19 protein-coding genes are annotated in these 20,542 nt (G+C 63.7%); 8 read left to right on the top strand and 11 right to left on the bottom strand.

What is annotated here, in order from left to right:
• The first annotated feature begins 173 nt into the window (after window positions 1-173).
• Together AC1DV9_RS17045 and leuA are read left to right on the top strand one after the other, a co-directional pair.
• Window positions 174-1,358 (top strand): benzoate/H(+) symporter BenE family transporter, encoded by a 1,185-nt coding sequence (locus AC1DV9_RS17045; RefSeq protein ID WP_477949280.1) that lies wholly within the window; start codon window positions 174-176, stop codon window positions 1,356-1,358.
• A 324-nt stretch (window positions 1,359-1,682) separates the two neighbouring features.
• Window positions 1,683-3,416, top strand: coding sequence for a 2-isopropylmalate synthase (gene leuA / locus AC1DV9_RS17040; protein ID WP_477949278.1), 1,734 nt, complete (start codon window positions 1,683-1,685; stop codon window positions 3,414-3,416).
• A gap of 69 nt (window positions 3,417-3,485) precedes the next feature.
• Here the strand turns inward: leuA and AC1DV9_RS17035 are convergent, their stop codons facing one another.
• From AC1DV9_RS17035 to AC1DV9_RS17020, 4 genes are all read right to left on the bottom strand, one after another.
• Window positions 3,486-4,331, bottom strand: a complete 846-nt coding sequence (locus AC1DV9_RS17035; RefSeq protein ID WP_477949276.1) for an anti-sigma factor family protein — start codon at window positions 4,329-4,331, stop codon at window positions 3,486-3,488.
• A gap of 3 nt (window positions 4,332-4,334) precedes the next feature.
• A complete protein-coding gene (locus AC1DV9_RS17030) occupies window positions 4,335-4,844 on the bottom strand; it encodes an RNA polymerase sigma factor (RefSeq protein ID WP_112386225.1) in 510 nt (169 codons plus the stop codon).
• Window positions 4,845-5,009: 165 nt separating this feature from the next.
• Window positions 5,010-5,570, bottom strand: coding sequence for a tetratricopeptide repeat protein (locus AC1DV9_RS17025; RefSeq protein ID WP_477949274.1), 561 nt, complete (start codon window positions 5,568-5,570; stop codon window positions 5,010-5,012).
• 133 nt (window positions 5,571-5,703) lie between these two features.
• Window positions 5,704-6,612: a metallophosphoesterase family protein gene (locus AC1DV9_RS17020; RefSeq protein ID WP_112386226.1), complete on the bottom strand. Its 909-nt coding sequence runs from the start codon at window positions 6,610-6,612 to the stop codon at window positions 5,704-5,706.
• A 71-nt stretch (window positions 6,613-6,683) separates the two neighbouring features.
• On the opposite strand from AC1DV9_RS17020, the gene AC1DV9_RS17015 reads away from it, so the two are divergent.
• Window positions 6,684-7,163 carry an NUDIX domain-containing protein gene (locus AC1DV9_RS17015; protein WP_477949272.1) on the top strand — a complete coding sequence of 160 codons (480 nt, stop codon included), beginning with the start codon at window positions 6,684-6,686 and terminating at the stop codon, window positions 7,161-7,163.
• A 3-nt stretch (window positions 7,164-7,166) separates the two neighbouring features.
• Here AC1DV9_RS17015 and AC1DV9_RS17010 read toward each other — a convergent pair whose 3' ends face one another.
• Window positions 7,167-8,153, bottom strand: a complete 987-nt coding sequence (locus AC1DV9_RS17010) for a glutathione S-transferase family protein (RefSeq protein WP_477949270.1) — start codon at window positions 8,151-8,153, stop codon at window positions 7,167-7,169.
• Between the two features lie 281 nt (window positions 8,154-8,434).
• On the opposite strand from AC1DV9_RS17010, the gene AC1DV9_RS17005 reads away from it, so the two are divergent.
• A complete protein-coding gene (locus tag AC1DV9_RS17005; protein ID WP_477949268.1) occupies window positions 8,435-8,935 on the top strand; it encodes a GNAT family N-acetyltransferase in 501 nt (166 codons plus the stop codon).
• Window positions 8,936-9,002: 67 nt separating this feature from the next.
• Window positions 9,003-10,316: an MFS transporter gene (locus tag AC1DV9_RS17000; protein WP_477949267.1), complete on the top strand. Its 1,314-nt coding sequence runs from the start codon at window positions 9,003-9,005 to the stop codon at window positions 10,314-10,316.
• On the opposite strand, the gene AC1DV9_RS16995 is transcribed toward AC1DV9_RS17000, so the two are convergent.
• The 5 genes from AC1DV9_RS16995 to AC1DV9_RS16975 all read right to left on the bottom strand — a co-directional run bounded on the left by AC1DV9_RS16995 (window position 10,313) and on the right by AC1DV9_RS16975 (window position 17,641).
• Window positions 10,313-10,741 carry a GNAT family N-acetyltransferase gene (locus AC1DV9_RS16995; protein WP_477949265.1) on the bottom strand — a complete coding sequence of 143 codons (429 nt, stop codon included), beginning with the start codon at window positions 10,739-10,741 and terminating at the stop codon, window positions 10,313-10,315. The genes AC1DV9_RS17000 and AC1DV9_RS16995 overlap by 4 nt on opposite strands.
• 68 nt (window positions 10,742-10,809) lie before the next feature.
• Window positions 10,810-12,879 (bottom strand): hypothetical protein, encoded by a 2,070-nt coding sequence (locus AC1DV9_RS16990; protein WP_477949263.1) that lies wholly within the window; start codon window positions 12,877-12,879, stop codon window positions 10,810-10,812.
• Between the two features lies 1 nt (window position 12,880).
• Window positions 12,881-15,694 carry a DUF4159 domain-containing protein gene (locus AC1DV9_RS16985; RefSeq protein ID WP_477949261.1) on the bottom strand — a complete coding sequence of 938 codons (2,814 nt, stop codon included), beginning with the start codon at window positions 15,692-15,694 and terminating at the stop codon, window positions 12,881-12,883.
• On the bottom strand, window positions 15,691-16,611 hold the full coding sequence (locus AC1DV9_RS16980) for a DUF58 domain-containing protein (protein ID WP_477949260.1): 921 nt from the start codon (window positions 16,609-16,611) through the stop codon (window positions 15,691-15,693). Before AC1DV9_RS16980 ends, AC1DV9_RS16985 begins: the two co-directional genes overlap by 4 nt.
• 19 nt (window positions 16,612-16,630) lie before the next feature.
• A complete protein-coding gene (locus AC1DV9_RS16975; RefSeq protein ID WP_477949258.1) occupies window positions 16,631-17,641 on the bottom strand; it encodes an AAA family ATPase in 1,011 nt (336 codons plus the stop codon).
• Between the two features lie 157 nt (window positions 17,642-17,798).
• On the opposite strand from AC1DV9_RS16975, the gene AC1DV9_RS16970 reads away from it, so the two are divergent.
• The 3 genes from AC1DV9_RS16970 to AC1DV9_RS16960 are packed head-to-tail and all read left to right on the top strand — an operon-like array spanning window position 17,799 to window position 20,319.
• The gene (locus AC1DV9_RS16970) at window positions 17,799-18,422 is read left to right on the top strand and encodes a DUF1285 domain-containing protein (RefSeq protein ID WP_477949256.1); all 624 of its coding nucleotides are present in this window, start codon (window positions 17,799-17,801) and stop codon (window positions 18,420-18,422) included.
• Window positions 18,419-19,069 carry a CoA pyrophosphatase gene (locus tag AC1DV9_RS16965; protein ID WP_477949254.1) on the top strand — a complete coding sequence of 217 codons (651 nt, stop codon included), beginning with the start codon at window positions 18,419-18,421 and terminating at the stop codon, window positions 19,067-19,069. Before AC1DV9_RS16970 ends, AC1DV9_RS16965 begins: the two co-directional genes overlap by 4 nt.
• Window positions 19,066-20,319 (top strand): CCA tRNA nucleotidyltransferase, encoded by a 1,254-nt coding sequence (locus AC1DV9_RS16960; RefSeq protein WP_477949252.1) that lies wholly within the window; start codon window positions 19,066-19,068, stop codon window positions 20,317-20,319. The genes AC1DV9_RS16965 and AC1DV9_RS16960 overlap by 4 nt, the downstream gene beginning before the upstream one ends.
• On the opposite strand, the gene AC1DV9_RS16955 is transcribed toward AC1DV9_RS16960, so the two are convergent.
• The gene (locus tag AC1DV9_RS16955; protein WP_477949251.1) at window positions 20,320-20,505 is read right to left on the bottom strand and encodes a DUF1059 domain-containing protein; all 186 of its coding nucleotides are present in this window, start codon (window positions 20,503-20,505) and stop codon (window positions 20,320-20,322) included.
• Between the last annotated feature and the right edge of the window lie 37 nt (window positions 20,506-20,542).

Raw genomic sequence — 20,542 nt, 5'->3', positions numbered from 1 at the left:
TTTTGGTTCTCCACCGCAACTAAATTAGGCTTTTTTGCTCGCATAGCAAGCATTTGCCAGTTGTGTGTTCGACCTGACGTGTTTTGTCGTACTGCTTGAAGTCCCGGCGGCCTTGCATGCCTGGCGCACCTCGTGCTCCATGCCACGACCTCAGTCATCCCCCGAGTCCCGCCATGCTCAAAGACTTCTCCGTTCAAAGCCTGTTCATGGGCGTTCTCGCGGCCTTCGCGGGCTTTGCCAGTTCGTTTGCTGTTGTGCTGCACGGGCTGCAGGCGGTCGGCGCCACCGAGGCGCAGGCGGCGTCGGGCCTGATGGCATTGTCTCTGGGGCTCGGGATCTGCGCCATCGTCTTGAGCTTCACGACGCGGCTGCCGGTCAGCATGGCCTGGTCGACGCCGGGGGCGGCGCTGCTTGCCAGCACCGGGATCGTCGAGGGCGGGTTCAATGCGGCCGTCGGCGCCTTCATCGTCTGTGCGCTGCTGATCGTGATTGCCGGTCTCTTCAAGCCGCTGGGTCGGGCAGTGGCGGCCATTCCCGCGCCGCTTGCCAATGCGATGCTGGCGGGCGTGCTGATCGGGCTCTGCTTTGCGCCGGTGAAGGCCGTGGCGTTCAATCCGCTGCTCGGATTGCCGATCGTTCTCACCTGGATGGTTGTCGGCGCCTTCAAGCGGCTCTGGGCGGTTCCGGCAGCGCTTGCGGCCTTCGGGCTGGTGGTAGTCTTCGGCGTCGATGTTCCCGACGGGGCAGGGGTGGCGGTCGGGCGGGCGCTGCTGCCGACTGTCGCGTTTGTCGCCCCGGTTTTCAATCTGCCGGCCTTCATCTCGATCGCCCTGCCGCTGTTCATCGTCACTATGGCCTCGCAGAATATTCCCGGCATCGCGGTCATGAAGGTCAACGGCTACGAGCCGAAGCCCGGGCCGCTGTTTGCGATCTCCGGCGTCTTTTCACTGCTGGCTGCGCCCTTCGGTGGCCATGCGGTCAATCTGGCTGCGATCACCGCCGCGATGTGTGCCGGTCCCGATGCGCATCCGGATCCGGCCCGCCGCTACTGGGCAGTGCTGGTCTGTGGCATCTGCTACCTGATCCTCGGGCCGCTTGCCGGTGCCGTGACGACTGCGGTAGCGCTTGCGCCGCCGGTGCTGATCCAGGCGGTCGCCGGTCTTGCGCTGGTCGGTGCCTTCTCGAGCTCCGCCATGGCGGCGTTCCAGGCGCCCGAATCGCGCGAGGCCGCAGCGATCACGTTTCTGGTCACCGCGTCAGGCGTTTCCTTTGCGGGCATCTCCGGTGCTTTCTGGGGATTGCTGGCGGGCGGATTGATGCTAACGCTGCAGCATCTGGTGAAAAAGGCAAAAGCATAGGTGGGGGGTTGCCAGTTTTTTAGCGCACGGCTATAAGCCCGAGCATGAAGACCACAGGCGCAAAGATTTCTGGCACGATTGCACGCGGGCGTATCGCCCTGCGCGACAACGCGCATGCCCTGACCTCGCTTCTTCTCCTCGGCCTTACGCGCGGTTGCCGGGCCCGTTGAGGAGCGCCCGGCGGCCGAAAAGCCTGCCGGCATAAGAGCTCCTCTCACGAACGTTCAAGAACAGGCCACACAAGACCCCTACAGGTCCGCATCGAAGACGGCTCATCCCCGAACGGGCGCCGGCTTATGCGTGAAGCGAGAAGAGACGACGACAATGGACGCCAACAGCAATTCCTCCAAAACCAGCACCTCCCCGAAGGCCGGTATGCCCGAAGCCGGGCTGAAATACCGCGCCTATCCGACGATCAACGTTCCTGACCGCACCTGGCCGTCGAAGACCATCACCAAGGCGCCGATCTGGTGTTCGGTGGATCTGCGCGACGGCAACCAGTCGCTGGTCAACCCGATGGGCCACGACCGCAAGGCCCGGATGTTCCAGCTATTGCTCGACATGGGTTTCAAGGAAATCGAGATCGGCTTCCCCTCGGCTTCGCAGACCGATTTCGACTTCGCCCGCTGGTGCGTGGAAGAGGGTGGTGTGCCTGACGACGTTTCCCTGCAGGTCTTGGTGCAGTGCCGTCCCGAACTGATCACCCGCACCTTCGAATCGCTGCAGGGTGCCCACAAACCGATCATCCATTTCTACAATTCGACCTCCGAGCTGCAGCGCCGCGTGGTGTTTGCCAAGGATGTCAACGGCATCAAGCAGATCGCCGTCGATGCGGCGAAGATGATCACCGACATGGCGGAAAAGGCCGGTGGAGGCTACCGCTTCCAGTATTCGCCGGAGAGCTTTACCGGCACCGAGCTGGAAGTGGCGCTGGAAATTTGCAACGCGGTTATCGCCGAAGTGAAGCCGACCGCCGACAACAAGCTGATCATCAACCTGCCGTCGACCGTCGAGATGGCGACGCCGAACATCTATGCCGACCAGATCGAGTGGATGTGCCGGCAGATCGACAACCGCGAAAATATCATCATCTCCTTGCATCCGCATAACGACCGCGGCACCGGCATCGCCGCGACCGAACTCGGCCTGATGGCGGGTGCTGATCGTGTCGAAGGCACGCTGTTCGGCAATGGCGAGCGCACCGGCAATGTCGATGTCGTCACGCTGGCGCTGAACATGTACACGCAGGGGATCGATCCGGAACTGGATTGCTCCGATATTGAGCGGATCAAGGCCGTCTACGAATATTCCAACGAGATGGTCATTCCGGAGCGCCACCCCTATGTCGGCGAACTGGTCTATACCGCCTTCTCCGGCTCGCATCAGGATGCGATCAACAAGGGCATGAAGGCGATCAAGGTCGCCAATCATCCGGTCTGGGAAGTGCCGTATCTGCCGATCGACCCGCAGGATGTCGGCCGTTCCTACGAGGCGATCATCCGCATCAACTCGCAGTCGGGCAAGGGCGGCATCGCCTATATCCTGCAGCAGGATTACGGGCTCAACCTGCCGCGCAACCTGCAGGTCGAATACCGCGAGGAAATCCAGCGGATCACCGATGAAGAAGGCAAGGAAGTGCCGTCGAAGCGGATCTACGAGCACTTCATCGACCGCTACGTGACGCAGCCGAAGGGCCGCATCAAGTTCGTCGATCACCACACCTTCGCCGATCCCGAGCGCAAGGGCGTGCGTGTGGTTGCCGCCGAGATCACCGACAACGGCGTGACCAAGAAGATCGAAGGCCGCGGCAACGGCCCGATCGACGGCTTCATCAACGCGCTCTCGGACTATCTCGGCGTCGAGATGTCGGTGCAGGATTATTCCGAGCACTCACTCCAGCACGGCTCGAACGCCTCGGCGATCTCCTATGTCGAGACCGCCTATCCGGGTGGAAAGCTGTTCGGCGCCGGCATCAGCACCAATATCGTCGGGGCTTCGCTGGAGGCGATCGTCTCGGCCGCCAACCGCGTGCTCGACGTCAAGGCCGGCAAGAACTGAGATATCGACAATGAAAAGGTGCAGCGGAGCGATCCGCTGCACCTTTTTGATTCCGTTTTGCTCTTGAGCTTAAATCTCTGCCGCGACTTCCATGGCGATCTGGCTGAGCGAGGCTTCGGCGGACGGGCCGACGAGGGCGTAGGACGTACCGGCATTGTGCCAGGTCACCAGGCCGACTTCGTCCTTGATGGTTTCCTTGAAGTCCTCGGTATCGGCAGGCTGGCTATCCTTGCGGAAATAGATCGAGATCAGGTCGCCGTCGGCGCTCGAATAGACCAGCTGTCCGGCCGGGCGGCCATCGCCAAGCACGACACGGGCACCCTGAAACGTCCAGCCCTCACCGGTCAGGTCAGGCACGCGGAAGGCGACGCCGACGGTCGAGGTCAGCCAGCTTGAGATTTCTTCTGCCTGCGAGGCAGGCACTTCCACCAGATGGCGGGGTTGGCGGATGATCATCCGCTGATAGCCGGCCACATCGTTCAGCCAGTCCTTGGTACGCGGGCTGTCGTCGGTGACGTGCTGGTCGTCGCCCGGCGTTGGATCGCCTGGACCGATGCCGACGAGATAGCCGATGCCGCATCCGGCAGCGAAGAGAATGAGTGCGGCGGCGAGCGCCTTCGGCCCGGAAGGCGACAGCTTCAGCGACGGGCGCGTGGTGCGCGGCGCGACAGGCGCCTTTGGCGGCTGCACGCTCTTGATCGAACGCACCAGCGCCAGAGGAACGGGCTCCTTCAGCACATCCTCAAGCCTGCGGCGGCCAAAATCGGCGCCGTGCCTCAGCTTGTCGTAGAGCCTGCGCGCGCCTTCGTCGCTGGCGATGCGCTCTTCCAGCTCATGCTTCTGCTCCGGCGTCGTTTCGCCGTCGAGAAGGGCGGTCAGCTGTGCATCGAGCGGCAGTTTCTTGAAATCCGGCAAAGTTCAGTACCTGTGGTGAAAGTCGTCGGCGAGGCTGGCGAAATGCAGTCTCGCGGCGGCAAGCTGCGCAGAAACGCCGATTGCCGGAATGCCCATGATCTCGGCCGTCTGCTCGTAGCTGTGGCCTTCGACCACGGTCAGCAGGAAGATGCTGGCGAGGTTCTCGGGCATTTCGGCAAGCATCCGGTGGACGAGATCGGTATCGGTGACAGTGGTGCGCTCGCGGGCGGCCTCGCGGATATCGGTGACGTTGCCTTTCGGCGCGGCAGGGCGGGGGCGGCGCTTGCGGCCTTCGTCATTCCAGAGATGCCGCGCCAGCGTATAGACCCAGCTTTCCAGCCGTCCTTCGCCGTTCCATTGCTGGCTCTTGGCGACGGCGCGCTGACAGACGCTCTGCACCAGTTCATCGGCTGCCGCGACATCACCCGTCAGGGTCATCGCAAAACGGCGCAACCGCGGCAGCAAGCCGACTAGGTCGCGTCGGATGTCGATGGTCGTTACGGGCTGACGCATAGTCTCATTTCATGAACATGTCCGGCGCGAAGCGCCGGTGCGGGTAAACGATTTTATATCGCGAATGTGACCTTTATGAAACAAGTTTGACGTGCTTCGCAACAAGAAGAGAGGCTAAGCGGCGATTTCCCAAAGGTTTTCCGCCGCTCATCACACGCTCGTGTTTCAATAGGTCCTGTAACCGTTCAGGCTCTGCAGCAGCGCGCGGTAGGCCCAGGTGTTCTCGCCACCGCGATCGCGGATTTCAACGAGCTGAACCTTGGCGCCCTGAACGTCTCCTTGTTCCACCAAAGCCTGGCCCATGTATGACCGGGCGAGGATATAATTCTCATCGGCCTGCAGCGCCTTGCGATAGTAGGACATGCCAAGTTCGAAGCGGCCGGCCTTGCGGTTGGCATAGCCGAGATAGTTGAGGATGCGCGGATCGTTCTGGTTCCTGGCGAGGTTCAGAATGTTGATCGCATTCTCATACTGGCCGGCATAGGCGAATTCACGGGCGAACTTGTAAAGGTCGTCGTCGTTGAAGCTCTGCTTCTTGGCATCGACGCATTCCTTCTTTTCCTTGTCCCAGACCTTGCCATCGGCGCATTTGGTCGTCGTCTCGGTCTTCGGCGGCGGGCTCGTCTCGTCGTTCTCATCCCCGACTGCAAAGGCCGGTGCGGCAAGCCCCGCGGCAAGGCCGAAGGCGAGGGTGAGGCGGCAGATACGGTTGGCGGCGATGCGCATGAGAGGCTCCCTGATCGGCGTCGATGGTGCGATTGTACGCCTCGATCTGGAAATACCAAGGGCAGGATTACCGCGCGGGAAAAATCCTCGCAAAGTGATTCAAGCTGCGGCGAAACTGATTCCGCTTTTGCTGCTAAAGCTTGAAAATATCGACGCTTTCGGGCGAAACGCCATCGCCCTGATCGTTGAGGCTGAAGCGTTCGCCCTTCAGTTCCCAGGCGCCGGGCGAGCCATCGATCGAGAAGAGATTATAGGCGGCGCGCGGCTTCATGCCGCCCGGGCCCTGAGAGGCGGATGCGATGCCGACGACGGGGACCGGGCCTGTCTGTCCCTTCAGCCAGTAGAGCGTATTGAGATGGGTGTGGCCGTGCAGCACGAGCTCGGCGCCGCCTGATGTGACGACGGCGGCGAAGCGGCGGATGCCGATCATCCGCTTGTGGAACGAGGTGGCGCCGCGGATCGGCGGATGGTGGATCATCACCACGCGGAAGAGCCCGGCTTCGCCTGCGGCGCGCAGCATGTTGACCGCCTCTCGGGCCTGGCGCTGGCCGAAGAAACCGCTGGCGGCAAAGGGGGGCGTTGCGACAGCCGTCGAGCAGCCGATGATCGCGACTTTGCCGCGGACCCTCAGATAGGGGAAGATATGCTTGTCTTCCTGCCATTCGGCAGGCGCCAGGTCGCCGCGCACATAATCGTACCAGGCACGCATCGACTTTTCGTAGGCACCCGGCACATAGGCATCGTGATTGCCCGGAACGATCGACGTTTCCTCGGGATCGCCAAGATCGCGCAGCCAGCCGGCGGCGGAGCGGATTTCCAGCCCGCTCGCCAGATTGACGAGATCGCCGGTGACCGCCAGATGGTCTGCCTTATGAGCGCGGATATCTTCCAGAAGCAGATCCAGCGTTCCGCCGAAAAGATGCTTGCGCCGGTTACGGTGCCAGTTCACAAAGCCGGTGATGCGCTTCGAGAAGAGCTCGCGGAATGAAAGACGTGGAAGTGGGCCGAGGTGAATGTCTGAGATATGCGCGAGCTTGAACATGCTACGACACATAGACCAGGATATTTACAATTCAAACACATCTGCTTGAACGAAATAGTGAAAACGGAACGATGGCGAGCAACGAGATCAGGTCCTGGCAGTCGAAGATCCTGATGAGGGTCGTCCACGTTTACTTCGCCATGACGCGCGGGATGACGATGGGCGTGCGCGCGGCCTGTTTCGATCCGTCGGGCAGGGTGTTCCTCGTTCGCCACAGCTATGTGCCGGGCTGGCATATGCCGGGCGGCGGCATCGAGCGGCGGGAGACGTCGCATGAGGCGCTGGTCAAGGAATTGCGGGAAGAGGGGAACCTTCGGATCATCGGCGAGCCGAAGCTCTTTCAGGTCTATCTCAACATGTCGGCCAGCCGGCGCGACCATGTCGTCTTCTACCGTGCCGATGTCGAGCAGACTGCGCCACGCCAGCCCGATATGGAAATCGTCGAGAGCGGTTTCTTCGCGCTCGATGCGCTGCCAGAGGGAACCACCGAGGCGACGAAGCGCCGCCTCAGGGAATTGAGCGGCGCAGAGCCGGCCGCTCAATATTGGTAGGGGTCAGGCGGCCGCAAGGTTGGCGCGGCTATGCGGCCGGTCGAGATCGAGATCCGGGCCGACAGGGACGATGCCGGTCGGGTTGATCGTCTTGTGGCTGCGGTAATAATGCTCCTTGATGTGGCGCATGTTCACCGTCTCCTTGACGCCTGATGTCTGGTAGAGGTCACGGAGATAGGCTGACAGGTTCGGGTAGTCGTCGATACGACGGATATTGCACTTGAAATGGCCGACATAGACGGGGTCGAAGCGCACCAGCGTGGTGAACAGCCGCCAGTCTGCCTCCGTCAGGGTATCGCCGAACAGGTAACGTCCCTTGCCGAGGCGGGCTTCCAGCACATCCAGCGTTTCGAACAGCTTGACGACGCTCTGGCCATAGGCTTCCTGCGTGGTCGCGAAACCGGCCTTGTAGACGCCGTTGTTAACGGTGTCGTAGATCAGCGCGTTCAGCTCATCGATCCCGGCGGCGAGAGTGGCGGGATAGAGGTCGAGCGTCGAGCCGGTGATGCCGTCGAAGGCGCTGTTGAACATCCGGATGATTTCAGCGGACTCGTTGTTGACGATCGTGCCTGTCTTCTTGTCCCAGAGAACGGGAACGGTGACGCGGCCCGAATATTTCGTGTCGGCCTTCACATAGATTTCCCAGAGCGCCTTGGCGCCGAACAGATGGTCGCCGGTGGCGCCTTCGCTGATCTGGAATTCCCAGCCGTTTTCCACCATCAGCGGATCGACGACGGAGACGGAGATGATGTCTTCCAGCTTCTTCAGCTTGCGGAAAATCAGCGTGCGGTGCGCCCAGGGACAGGCGAGCGAGACATAGAGATGATAGCGGTCGCGCTCCGCCTTGAAGCCGCCGGTGCCGGAAGGGCCGGCTGCGCCATCGGCAGTCACCCAGTTGCGAAACTGCGATGCGGCCCGTTTGAAATGGCCCTTGGTTTCCTTCGTATCGTACCAGACGTCATGCCAGACGCCTTCCACCAGCATGCCCATTGTGTGTTTCCTTCGAATTGGTCTCGTTGAGGCAAAGATATCGCAGACGGCCGGTCTTTGCAGCGGGCAAAGATTGAACAGTGCGTCACAGGCCATTTTGCGCTGCCTGCATTTTGCGTTGGACGGCGGATTTTTTTCCTGCTATCGGCCTTTTCACGATTTTTCTGCGGAACCCGATTTGATGCACGCAATCAGAAGCCTGCGACGACGCTGAAGCTCCCGAACGCCTGAGGGCGTGCTCGAGAACCCCAGCTTTCTGTCTATCCGGTTTCTGTCTCATCATGCACAAGCACGATCTGGTCTACCTCACTGAGGATGCGTCTCACGACGCCGCAATCGAACTCATCAACGAAGAAGCATTTGGTCCCGGCCGGCACACCCGTGCGGCAGCGCGTATCCGCGAGCAGGGGCCGCATGATCTGTCGCTCTCTTTCATCTGCGCCGACGACGGCGAGACCATCGCTTCCGTGCGGATGACGCCGGTGACGGCCGGTGGCGTGAAGGGGCATCTGCTGGGGCCGCTCGCGGTGCGCCCATCGCACAAGAGCCGGGGCATCGGGCGCGAACTGGTGCGGATCGCGGTGGAGGCCGCAAAACGCAAGGGTTCGGAGGCGATCATCCTTGTTGGCGATCCCCCCTATTATTGCCAGCTCGGCTTTGAAAGGGTGGCGCATAACGCGCTCAGCTTCCCGGGGCCAGTCGATCCGGCGCGCGTTCTCGTCGTGCCGGTCAGCGATGACGCCCATCAGCGGCTGAAGGGCTCAATTAGCTGGCGTAAATAGAGCTTATGCTTTATCAAGCCCCTGATTTTGCTTGGGACTCACCAGGCGCTTTTCAGCTGGGGGCGGCATGAGCGGACTATCGATGGACGAAGCGCTGGAGCGTGCCGGAACCGGCGCTTTCCAGCGGCGGCTGATGGGGATCTTCGGGCTCGTCTGGACAGCGGATGCGATGCAGGTGCTGGCCGTCGGCTTTACCGCTGCCTCGATCGCCGCGACCTTCGAGATCACCGTGGCGCAGGCACTGCAGACCGGGACGGTATTCTTCCTGGGCATGCTGATTGGTGCCGTCGTTTTCGGGCGGCTGGCCGATCGCTTGGGGCGGCGCTACGTACTGATCCTCACCGTCGCCTGCGATGCGATCTTCGGGCTGCTGTCGATCTTTGCGCCTGATTTTACCAGCCTGCTGATCCTGCGCCTGCTGACCGGCATGGCCGTTGGCGGCACGCTGCCGGTCGATTACGCGATGATGGCCGAATTCCTGCCGTCGAAGAACCGTGGCCGCTGGCTGGTGATGCTCGAAGGCTTCTGGGCGATCGGGACGCTGATCGTGGCGCTCGCGGCCTGGGCGGCAAGTGTCGCGGGCGTGGCCGATGCCTGGCGCTATATCTTTGCCGTCACAGCAGTACCGGCGATCCTTGGCGTCGCGCTGCGCTTCTTCGTGCCGGAATCGCCGCATTACCTGCTGCGGTCGGGCCGGGCTTCCGACGCCAAGGCGATCGTCAACCGGATGCTCGAAGCCCATGGGAAGCCACAGCTTGCCGCCGGCGACGAGATCGTGGCCGCGCCGCATGCCGCCTCGGAAGGGCTGTTTTCGCCCGATCTTCGCCGCCGCAGCCTGATGGTCCTAGCGATCTGGTTCCTGGTCTCGGTTTCCTACTACGGCGTCTTCACCTGGATGCCGGCAAAGCTGGCGGGCGAGGGCTTCGGCTTCGTGCGTGGCTACGGGTTCCTGGTTTTTGTCGCGCTGGCACAAATCCCGGGCTATGCGCTTGCGGCCTACGGCGTGGAAGCGTGGGGACGGCGCCCGACGCTGATCGGTTTCTGCCTGCTGTCAGCTGCCGGGTGCCTGCTGTTCGTCCTGTCGCCCGATGATCTCCTGATCGGCGCATCGCTGCTGATCATGAGCTTCGCGCTGCTCGGCACCTGGGGTGCGCTTTACGCCTATACGCCCGAACTCTATCCGACCGCATCGCGCGCCACCGGCATGGGTGCTGCGGGCGCCATGGCCCGCCTCGGCGGTCTCGTCGCGCCTTCGGTGATGACCTTCGTGGTGACGATGGGGCTTGGCGTGGCGATCGGGCTGTTTGCCGGATTGCTGGTGATTGCCGCTCTGGCGGCGCTGGCGATCGACGCGGAAACGCGCCAGGCCTCGCTTGCTTAAGCCTCGAAACGCTTCTTCAGCCAGGTGAAGGTGTGGCCGCCGGCGAATTCGCCGAGGGCGCCGATCGTCTCGTAGCCGTAGTGCCGGTAGACCTTGAGGGCATCCGGGCTCATCGTATCGATAAAGGCGCCGATGCAGCCGCGGCGCTTCGCTTCATCTTCTGCCATCTGCAGCAGCGTTCCCGCCATGCCTTTGCCGCGCAGGTCCTCGGGAACGAAGAGCATCTCGATATAGAGCCAGTCGCGGGCGGTGTAGCCGACGAGCCCGCCGGATATCTCGCCGTCATCGCCGCGCAGGCGGATCGCCAGCTTTTCGCGGCCGCTCTCGCCGAAGCGAGCGATATTGTAGGCGATCAGCGGATCGGCGATCTTCTTGCGGTCCTTCTTGGAAAGAACCTTGGTGACCTTCAGCTTCTGCGGGGCCATGGCTGCACTCTTCGGCGGCGATTGCTATCGCCTGCCGATATCAGAGTCTCGCCTTCGCACAAAGCCGCTCAGCGCCCTTCGCGCCACCACATGGCGCCGAAGGCCAGCAGCAGAACGCCGACACCGGCAAAACCGGCAAACAGCGGCAGCGTGTTGATGCCCTTGAGCACGGTCTCGCTGGTGAGCTTGATCTGCATCCGCTCGCTGTCGGCGACACGGATCTGGCCGCGCACCGGCAGAACCGGCGGCACTTCGATGGCGCCAGTTGCGTCCGAGACACGGGCAACGAGGCCGCGGGTCTTGTCGGTGATCGGCTTCAGCGCCTCGGTCGTCGATACCATCGCCTTGAATTCCGGCGCATCGACGGCGCCGACATGGACGAGGGTCGTCAGGTCGCCGTTGCGGATCTCGAAGAGGCCGATCTCGTCCATCTTCTTCTCGGCCTTGTAGAGGCCCGGTTCGGATTGGGCGAGCGGCAGGTTCTCGGTCTTGCCGGATGGGTAGCGGACGGTTGCCTCGCCGGGATCGCCGCCGATCGTCTGGCGGGTGATCTCAAGCGTGCGGCCCTGGGCGCGGGCGGTCAGCGCCTCTTCCTCGAGTGCCGGTTCCTTCATCAGCCAGTGGGCGATGCGGCGATAGAGCGAGACGTGCGGGCCACCGCCCTCGAAGCCGCGGGCCCAGAGCCATCCCTGATCGGAGAGCAGCATGGCGACGCGGCCCTGGCCGGCGCGGTTCAGGACCAGCAGTGGATTGTTGTCGGCACCGACCATGACGGTCTGGCCTTGCGGCTGCTCGACGCCGACGGAGCGGAACCAGCGACCCCAATGCGGCGGCTCGTCGGCGGAACCGTCGAGGCCGCGGGTGACCGGGTGCTTGCGCCCCTCGTCCGAGAGGCGTGGATAGAAGGCTTTCTCGATCATCTGGCCCGTCGGTGCCGCAGGCAGAACCGATTGCAGCGGCGTCAGCGCGATCGAATCCTGGCCGGCATGTTCGGGGCCGGCGGCGATCAGCAGCGCACCGCCGTTTTCGACGTACTGGGCGATGTAATCGTAATAGAGGATCGGCAGCACGCCGCGATGCTGGTAGCGATCGAAGATGATCAGGTCGAAATCCTTGATCTTGTCGACGAACAGCTCGCGGGTCGGGAAGGCGATCAGCGACAGCTCGTTGATCGGCGTGCCGTCCTGCTTTTCCGGCGGACGCAGGATGGTGAAATGCACCAGATCGACCGAGGCGTCGGACTTCAACAGATTGCGCCAGGCGCGTTCGCCGGCATGCGGCTCGCCTGAGACCAGCAGCACACGCAGGTTTTCGCGAATGCCATCGATGACGTGGACGGCGCGGTTGTTTGCTTCCGTCACTTCGCCGGGCAGGGCGGCGACGGAAAATTCCAGCACGTTGCTGCCGCCGCGCGGAACGCGGAATGAGAACGGCGTATCCTGACCCGGCGTTGCCTGCAACGTAGCGATCTCGTCGCCGTTCAGCTTGACGGTGACGGTCGCGGTGCCGCCCGGGCTCGGGCCATCGTCGAAGACGCGCAGGACAAGCTGCTGTTCTTCGTTGACGATGCCGAAGCGCGGCGCCTTGATCACCTCGATGCGGCGGTCGAATTCGTCGGGCTTGCCGGTGATCAGGCCGTGGATCGGTGCGTCGAAACCGAGCGCCTGATTGACACCGGGAACATCGTGAACCTCGCCGTCGGTCAGCATGATCGCGCCGCCGATGCGGGCGGGCGGAACGTCGGCGACGGCGGCTGAGAGGGCGTTGAACAGCCGCGTAGAGGGCGCGTCCGAATCTTCTGGCTCCGTCGCCTCGACATAGCGCGGCTCGATATCGGGGAAGCGCGACAGGCGGTCCTTCAGCTGCGCCAGTGCATCGTCGGTCATCTTGATGCGTTCGGGCGTCTGCTGGCTCTGGCTGCGATCGACGATCACAGGGACAACCGTCGACAGCGGTTCGCGGTCTTCCTGCATCAGCAGGGGGTTGGCGAGGGCGGCAAGAAGGGCGATGGCTGCGACCGTGCGGATCCATGCGCCGCGCACACCGCGCAGAATGGCAAGCGCGGCAACGGCGGCGACGATCACAGCGAGGACGGCCAGGATCGGCCAGGGAATGAAGGGCGCGAAATTGAGCGTCATGTCACTGCCCCAGACGTTCGAGGAGGGCAGGGACGTGGACCTGGTCGGTCTTGTAGTTGCCGGTCAGCATATACATCATGATGTTGACGCCGGCGCGGTAGGCATATTCGCGCTGCGCCTCATCCGGCGGCACGGTCGGCAGCAGCGGCGTTCCGTTTTCATCGACCGCCCAGGCACCGGCAAAGTCGTTGCCGGTGATCAGGATCGGCGAGACGCCGTCGGCGGAGGCGGCGGACTTGGGATCGCTGGCGCGATTGTCCTGGCGCGCCTCGATCCAGAGCGGGCTGCCGGCATAGCGGCCGGGAAAGCTCGACAGCAGATAGAAGGACTTGGTCAGCACGTGGTCCGAGGGCACCGGTTCGAGCGGCGGAATGTCGAGATTGGCAAGGATCTGCTGCAGCCGCTCGCCATTGGCGCTCTGCGCGCCACCGGAATTGTCGAGGGCGCTGAACTGGTCGCGGGTATCGAAGAGCACCGTGCCGCCGGCGCGCATGTAGGCGTCGATGCGGTTGATCGCTGCCGTCGAGGGCATCGGGGCGGAGGCGGAAACGGGCCAGTAGATGATCGGGTAGAAGGAAAGCTCGTCCTTGGTCAGGTCGAGGCCAACGGGCGGTGCCGGCTCCAAGGTCGTGCGGTAGGTCAGGAATTCCGTCAGCCCTTCGAGGCCGCGCTCGGAGATGTTGTCGACGTCCTGTTCGCCGGTCACCACGTAGGCGAGATGGGTGTTGTCGAGCCGCTGCAGGATCAGGTCGTCACCGGGTTTGGAATCGTCGGCGCGCAGATCATGCGGCTGCAGGAAGAGGCCGGCGGCAATCGCCACGGCGATCAGCGCGGCGCTGCGGGCGGCCGGGCGAAGGCGCGAGAAGGCGCCGCTCATGAACATCACGATCAGGCTGTCGGCGAGCAGCAGCAGGAAGGCGATCAGGAAGAGGGCAGGCTTGGCGGACCACGTTTCGCCGCCGATCAATCCGGCGCGGATGACGGTGACGCCTGCGGTGTCCAGCGGCTTCAGTTCGGCATTATCAGGCAATACATTCAATGCGGTAAAGCCATCTTCTGAACCATAGAGTCCGGGCGGATTGTCGAAGCTCGAGACCGGTGCGGCCTTGGCGTTCGGGAGCAGCGGACGGGCGGTTCCGGTTTCGGTGGTCAGCACGCCCTTGGCGTCGAGCAGCCGGAAGGGCGGCAGTGCTTCGGCGGTGGATGCCGCACCGGCCTCGGAGGTCACGCCGCCGGAGCGGGAAAGCTGGACGATGCGGCGGAGCATTTCCACGAAGTTGCCGGAGATCGGCAGGTTCGACCATGTGGCCTCGGCGCTGACATGGAACAGCACGATGCGGCCGGCACTGATCGGCTTGGTGGTGACGAGCGGCGTGCCATCGGCAAGGCTGGCCCAAGTGCGTTCGGCAAGGTCGGGCGTCGGTTCGGCGAGCACCTGCCGCTTGATCGTCACGTCGGTCGGTCTGGCCATGCCGGCGAAGGGGCCGAAATTCGGGAAGTCGGCGAGTGGCTGCGGTTCGGCCCAGGAGAGAGCGCCGCCGAGCGCACGCTCGCCCTGGCGCAGCGTCACCGGCACCAGTGGATCGTCGGCAGGGGCTGCGGCAAGGCGCGGACCGGCGAAGCGGATCAGCGTGCCGCCATTGGCGATCCAGCGCTGCAGCGGGTCGTAGGTTTCCTGCGGCAGACGGCCGATATCGGCCATGATGATCACCGACGGGTTCTGCGCAAGAAGATCCGGGATCGAGGTGGCGAGATCGGGCGAATTGGGTTCGATCAGATCGGCATAGGGCTGCAGGGCGCGCTGGATGTAATAGAGCGGCGAGAGCAGCGGCTGGAATTCGTCGCCCGCTTCGCCCGAGAGCAGCACGACGCGGCGGCGCTTGAAGCCGTCGTCGAGCAGGTGGACGGAACCGGCCGTCGCGTGGGCGTCGATGCTGACGCGGGCGAAATCGTTGCGCATTTCGAAGGGTGCGGCGATCGACCCTGTCGCCACCGACTGGCCGGGCTGGAAGGTGACGGAACCGGCGGCGATCGCGCGGCCCTGTGCGTCCTGCGCCGTCAACGGCAATTGCGAGGCGGTTGCCGTGTCGAGGCGGGTGGCGGTGACGGTCATCGCATCGGCGGCATTGGCAGCACCGGTGATGGCGATGGTCTGCGCCCTGTCGCCTTCGACAAGCCGCAGCTCGGCCGGCTGCAGGTTGGCGAGGTCGCGGACAACCGTTTCGTTGTCCCTGGAGGCGGCACCGTCGGACAGGAAGGCGAGCGTGCCGGGCTTCGTACCGTTCAGGGCGGCGCGCAGCGCCTCGAAGGCGCGTTGGCGGTCGGGGACGAGTGGCTTGGGTTCGGCGGCGCGCAGCTTGTCGCGGGCGACAGCCGCGGTGCCGGGAACGGCATCGTTGCTCGGGTCGGCGGTGAAGGCGATGGCGACGGGGCTGCCTGCGGATTCCGCGTCGTCGATCAGCGCTTCCGCCGTCTGCACGCGACGCTCCCAATCCGGTGCGGTTGCCCAGCCGTTATCGACGAAGAGCACGAGCGGGCCGCCGGCGGCCAGCGAATTGGTGCGCGGATTGAAGACCGGATCGGCGATCGCCAGGATCACGGCGGCGGCGAGCAGCATGCGCAGCAGCGTCAGCCACCAGGGGCTCTGTGCCGGTGTCTCCTCGCGCTTCAGAACGGTCGCGAGGATTTTCAGCGGCGGAAAGACTTCGGTCTTTGGGCGCGGCGGCGTGAGACGCAGCAGCCACCAGATGACGGGGAGGGCGATGAGAGCGCCGAGGATGGCGGGGTAGGCAAAAGCGAAGGGAAGGGCGTTCACAGCTGCCCTCCATGCGTTGCCTTGGCCGGCATGCCGGAGAGATACATGTGGATCGCCACCAGCGCCTCGGATGCCAGATGGTCGGTCCGGTGGGTCACGAAGGTCCAGCCGAGATGACGCAGCGACTGGCCGAGACTGTCGCGCCGGGCGAGATAGGCGCGGGTATAGGCATCGCGGATATTCTCGGCGCGGCCGGAGACGAGCTTGGAGCCGGTTTCCGGATCGGTGAATTCGGTGCGGCCGCTATAGGGGAAGATTTCCTCGGCCGGATCGGCCACTTCGACGACATGGCCGCGCAGGCCGCGGCGGGCAAGCGGCGTCAGCCGCGCCATGACGGCATCGGCATCGTCAAGGAAATCGCCGATCAGCACCAGATCGCTCCAGCCGCGGATCATCGCCAATTCGGGCAGCCCGCCGGTGAGCTGAGAATGCATCAGCGCGGTCGCCAGGCGCTCGGCGGCATTGCGTGCCGAAACCGGCTCCATGACGCCGGGGCAGCCGATGCGTTCGCCTGAGCGCGCCAGGATTTCGGCAAGCGCCAGCATGATGACAAGCGCGCGGCTTTCCTTGGACACGCTGCCGAGCGTCGATTTGTACATCATCGACGGCGACATGTCGGCAAAGAGCCAGATCGTGTGGGCAGCTTCCCATTCGCGTTCGCGGATATAGGTGTGGTCATCGCGTGCGGAGCGGCGCCAGTCGATGCGCGACAGGCTCTCGCCTTCGGTATAGGGGCGGAACTGCCAGAAATTCTCGCCGATGCCGCGCTTGCGGCGGCCATGCCAGCCGGCGATCACCGTGTTGGCGATGCGCTTGGCTTCGACCAGACAATCGGGCACCAGCGAGGCGCGCTGCCTTGCTCGTGCAAGCGCATCGCTGCCCGGTGTCGGATTGACGATCTGTCCGATAGACGCCACGCGTTCTCTATCCTTGTTCTTATCCCCGGGCCTGCTTGACGAGGCCGGCAATCACATCGCGGACGGACATGCCTTCGGCGCGGGCGGCGAAGGTCAGCGCCATGCGATGTTCGAGCACGGGTTCGGCCAGAGCATAGACGTCATCGAGCGAAGGCGCGAGGCGGCCTTCGTAGAGGGCGCGTGCGCGGGCGCAGAGCATCATCGCCTGGCCGGCGCGCGGGCCGGGACCCCAGGCGACATGCTTGTCGGTCGCCGCATTGCCCTGGCCGGGACGGGCCGAGCGCACGAGGGCGAGGATGGCATCGACCACCTTGTCGCTGACCGGCATCTGGCGGATCAGGCTCTGGATCTGCGTCAGCCTGCCGGCATCGAGCACCGCCTGCGGCTTGGTTTCGCTGAGGCCGGTGGTTTCGAGCAGGATCTGCCGCTCGGCAGCAAGCTCCGGATAGTTGACGTCGACCTGCATCAGGAAGCGGTCGAGCTGGGCTTCGGGCAGCGGATAGGTGCCTTCCTGCTCCAGCGGGTTCTGGGTGGCGAGAACGTGAAACGGCGCCGGCAGGTCGTAGCGCTGGCCGGCAACGGTGATGTGATATTCCTGCATGGCCTGCAGCAGCGCCGACTGGGTGCGCGGCGAAGCGCGGTTGATTTCGTCGGCCATCAGCAGCTGGGCAAAGACCGGTCCCTTGACGAAGCGGAAGGAGCGGCGGCCGCTCTCGTCCTGGTCCATGACTTCGGAGCCGAGAATATCCGAGGGCATCAGGTCGGGCGTGAACTGGATGCGGTTGGCGCCGAGGCCGAGCACTTCGCCGAGCGTGGTGACGAGCTTGGTCTTGGCAAGGCCGGGAACACCGACCAGCAGCGCGTGCCCACCCGAAAGCACGGCGAGAAGCGTGTTCTCGACGACGCTTTCCTGACCGAAGATCACCTTCGAAACTTCTTCACGGACAACGGCGATATCGGCAAGCGCCTTTTCGGCGGCGGCAATGATCGCCTTTTCATCGAGGCTGTCTTCGGTCTTCATCATACCCATCAGGCATCTCCAACGGCTAAATCATTCGTCGCGAATCGGCGGACTTACACCTCTGCCTCATACCCGATAGAGTTATGAAGATGTTGCGGGCTGACAAGTTCGTTTCGAATGACTATCTCGTGACTTCCCCTCGTTAAGTGCAAACCGGGACAGAAGAATGGCAGGCGAAGAGATCAGGGCGAGCGAAGACGCAGCGGGGCTGGCCGCGCTGATTTCGCGCGCCGCCGGCGAAACCGGTGGCAAAACGCGCGGTCTGCCGCCCGTAGACAAGTGGAATCCGCCCTTTTGCTGCGATATCGACATGGAAATCCGCGCCGACGGCACATGGTTCTACATGGGCACGCCGATCGGCCGGGCGCCGCTTGTCCGCCTTTTTTCGACGGTCCTACGCAAGGATGAGGACGGCAAGACCTATCTTGTGACTCCTGTGGAAAAGGTCGGCATCCGCGTCGTCGATGCGCCGTTTCTCGCCGTCGAGATGAGTGTGACGGGACGTGGGGACACGCAGGTGCTGACGTTTCGCACCAATACCGGCGATGTCGTCGAGGCCGGAGACGAGCATGCGCTGCGTTTCGTCATCCATGGCGACAACAGCGAGCTGAAACCCTATCTGCATGTGCGCGGCAGGCTGGAGGCGCTGGTTGCGCGTCCTGTGATGTACGAGCTGGTCGAGCTTGGCGAAGTGATCGCGGTCGAGGGGCGTCAGATGTTCTGCCTGCGATCCGGCGGGCGCATCTTTCCCGTCATGCCTGCGGATGAACTGGATGCGCTGTCCCGATGAGCGAACCGATTGCATCCCGCTACCCGCTGTATTCGGCCGATGAATTCCGCCGCCGGGCGCTCAACCAGAAGGGCGGGCCGATCGATCTCGCTTGGCGCGACCACGGCGATCACCTGATCAACCAGGATCTTCTGCCCTATGTCGAGACCATAAAGCTGCGCGATGCGGCGGTGCTGGTGCCTGTTATCGACGATGGCGACGATGCGCGGGTGATCCTGACCAAGCGCACCGAGACGCTGCGCAAGCATTCCGGACAGATCGCCTTTCCGGGCGGTTCGATGGATCCGACCGACGACTCGCTCGAGATGGCGGCGATCCGCGAGGCTGGCGAGGAGATCGGCCTTGCCGATATGTTCATCGAGCCGGTCAGCCGCTTGCCGGATTATCTGGCGGCGACCGGCTTCCGCATCACCCCGGTTCTTGCCGTCATCAAGCCCGGCTTCACGCTGACGCCGAGCCCGGATGAGGTGGAAAGCGTGTTCGAGGTGCCGCTGTCATTCCTGATGAACCCTGATAATCACGCGCTCGACAGCCGCCCCTGGAACGGAGTGCAGCGCCAGTTTTACCGCATGCCCTATGAGCAATGGATGATCTGGGGCATTACCGCCGGCATCATCCGCACGATTTACGAAAGAATGTATGCATGACAAGTGTGGCTCACGAAGCCTGGTTCCAGGATCCGCGCCTGACGCGCGTCTTTTCGCTGCTGAATGCCGATGGCGGCGAGGGCCGCGTCGTCGGCGGCGCGGTGCGCAACAGCCTGATGGGGCTCGATGTGAGCGACATCGATATGGCCACGACGCTGACGCCGGAGGCCGTGATCGAGCGGGCGAAGGCCGCGGGTATCAAGGCGGTGCCGACAGGGATCGCGCATGGCACGGTGACGCTGGTTCTCGACGGCAAGCTCTTCGAGGTAACGACGCTGCGCACCGACGTCGAAACCGATGGACGGCACGCCAAGGTCGCCTTCAGCACCGATTGGCAGGTTGACGCGGAGCGGCGCGACCTGACGATCAATGCGCTCTATGCCAATGCGGCGGGTGAGGTGATCGATCTCGTCGGCGGTCTTGCGGATATCGAGACGCGCAACATCCGCTTCATCGGCGATGCGGCGACGCGGATCTCCGAGGATTACCTGCGGGTCCTGCGTTTCTTCCGCTTCTTTGCCTACTACGGCTCCGGCAGGCCGGATGCGGCCGGGCTGAAGGCTTCCGCCGCGGCGCGCTCGAAGCTCGCAACGCTTTCGGCCGAGCGTGTCTGGTCAGAGCTTCGCAAGCTGCTGTCGGCCAAGGATCCCGGCCGCGCGCTGCTCTGGATGCGGACGGCCGCTGCGCTGAACGAGATCCTGCCCGAGACGGAAAAGTGGGGCATCGACGCCATTCCGGGGCTGGTGGCGACTGAGCAGGCGCTCGGCTGGGCGCCGGATCCGCTGCTGAGACTGGCCTCGATCGTCCCGCCCGATGTTCCCCGCCTGGTGGCGATGTCGGCGCGGCTGAAGCTTGCCAATGCCGAAGCTGCCTGGCTGAAAACCTGGGCGCTTGCGGTTCCCGTGAACGACGAGATTTCGTCTGCTGCCTTTGACCGGCTGCTTTACCGCAATGCGCCCGAAGGCATCATCGCACGGCTGAAGCTGGCGCTTGCGGTGGCGCGGAGCAAGGCGGAAGGCGACATGAAGGAGATGAGCCGGGCGGCGCGTCTCGGCAAGCTGCTCGATCAGGCGGAGCGCTGGCAGAAGCCAAAATTTCCGCTGAGCGGCGGCGATGTCATGGCGTCCGGCATACCGTCGGGTCCGCGCGTCGGCCAGCTGTTGCAGACGATCGAGGAGCAATGGGTCGATGAGAACTTCGTTGCCGACCGGGCGGCGCTGCTCGCCCGGCTCAACGATCTCGCGAAATGATCAGGCCGCGTTCGCTTCGTTGCGGATGCGGGCCTTGATATTGTCGACCATGTTTTCGCGGATGGTGGTTTCGCCGTGGGCGGTCTTCATATGCTCGACCACGCGGCGGACGACTTCGGCGTCGTCATTGGCACGGGTATGCCAGTCGCAGCCTGGAACGAGCGTACCACATTCGAAAAGTCGCATTGTATCCTCCTTGATCCGGAACGTGACAGGATCGCGC

The sequence above is a fragment of the Rhizobium sp. 01L410 genome, assembly GCF_056400165.1.
Note: the sequence above shows the minus strand (reverse complement) of the source record. Positions and strands in the feature narration are given on the sequence as shown.

What these genes read in the sequence shown, in the direction of transcription:
- AC1DV9_RS17045 (WP_477949280.1), top strand. Translation starts at nt 174, where the DNA reads ATGCTCAAAGACTTCTCCGTTCAAAGCCTGTTCATGGGCGTTCTCGCG.
- leuA (WP_477949278.1), top strand. Translation starts at nt 1,683, where the DNA reads ATGGACGCCAACAGCAATTCCTCCAAAACCAGCACCTCCCCGAAGGCC.
- AC1DV9_RS17030 (WP_112386225.1), bottom strand. Translation starts at nt 4,844, where the DNA reads ATGCGTCAGCCCGTAACGACCATCGACATCCGACGCGACCTAGTCGGC.
- AC1DV9_RS17025 (WP_477949274.1), bottom strand. Translation starts at nt 5,570, where the DNA reads ATGCGCATCGCCGCCAACCGTATCTGCCGCCTCACCCTCGCCTTCGGC.
- AC1DV9_RS17020 (WP_112386226.1), bottom strand. Translation starts at nt 6,612, where the DNA reads ATGTTCAAGCTCGCGCATATCTCAGACATTCACCTCGGCCCACTTCCA.
- AC1DV9_RS17015 (WP_477949272.1), top strand. Translation starts at nt 6,684, where the DNA reads ATGGCGAGCAACGAGATCAGGTCCTGGCAGTCGAAGATCCTGATGAGG.
- AC1DV9_RS17010 (WP_477949270.1), bottom strand. Translation starts at nt 8,153, where the DNA reads ATGGGCATGCTGGTGGAAGGCGTCTGGCATGACGTCTGGTACGATACG.
- AC1DV9_RS17005 (WP_477949268.1), top strand. Translation starts at nt 8,435, where the DNA reads ATGCACAAGCACGATCTGGTCTACCTCACTGAGGATGCGTCTCACGAC.
- AC1DV9_RS17000 (WP_477949267.1), top strand. Translation starts at nt 9,003, where the DNA reads ATGAGCGGACTATCGATGGACGAAGCGCTGGAGCGTGCCGGAACCGGC.
- AC1DV9_RS16995 (WP_477949265.1), bottom strand. Translation starts at nt 10,741, where the DNA reads ATGGCCCCGCAGAAGCTGAAGGTCACCAAGGTTCTTTCCAAGAAGGAC.
- AC1DV9_RS16990 (WP_477949263.1), bottom strand. Translation starts at nt 12,879, where the DNA reads ATGACGCTCAATTTCGCGCCCTTCATTCCCTGGCCGATCCTGGCCGTC.
- AC1DV9_RS16975 (WP_477949258.1), bottom strand. Translation starts at nt 17,641, where the DNA reads ATGGGTATGATGAAGACCGAAGACAGCCTCGATGAAAAGGCGATCATT.
- AC1DV9_RS16970 (WP_477949256.1), top strand. Translation starts at nt 17,799, where the DNA reads ATGGCAGGCGAAGAGATCAGGGCGAGCGAAGACGCAGCGGGGCTGGCC.
- AC1DV9_RS16965 (WP_477949254.1), top strand. Translation starts at nt 18,419, where the DNA reads ATGAGCGAACCGATTGCATCCCGCTACCCGCTGTATTCGGCCGATGAA.
- AC1DV9_RS16960 (WP_477949252.1), top strand. Translation starts at nt 19,066, where the DNA reads ATGACAAGTGTGGCTCACGAAGCCTGGTTCCAGGATCCGCGCCTGACG.
- AC1DV9_RS16955 (WP_477949251.1), bottom strand. Translation starts at nt 20,505, where the DNA reads ATGCGACTTTTCGAATGTGGTACGCTCGTTCCAGGCTGCGACTGGCAT.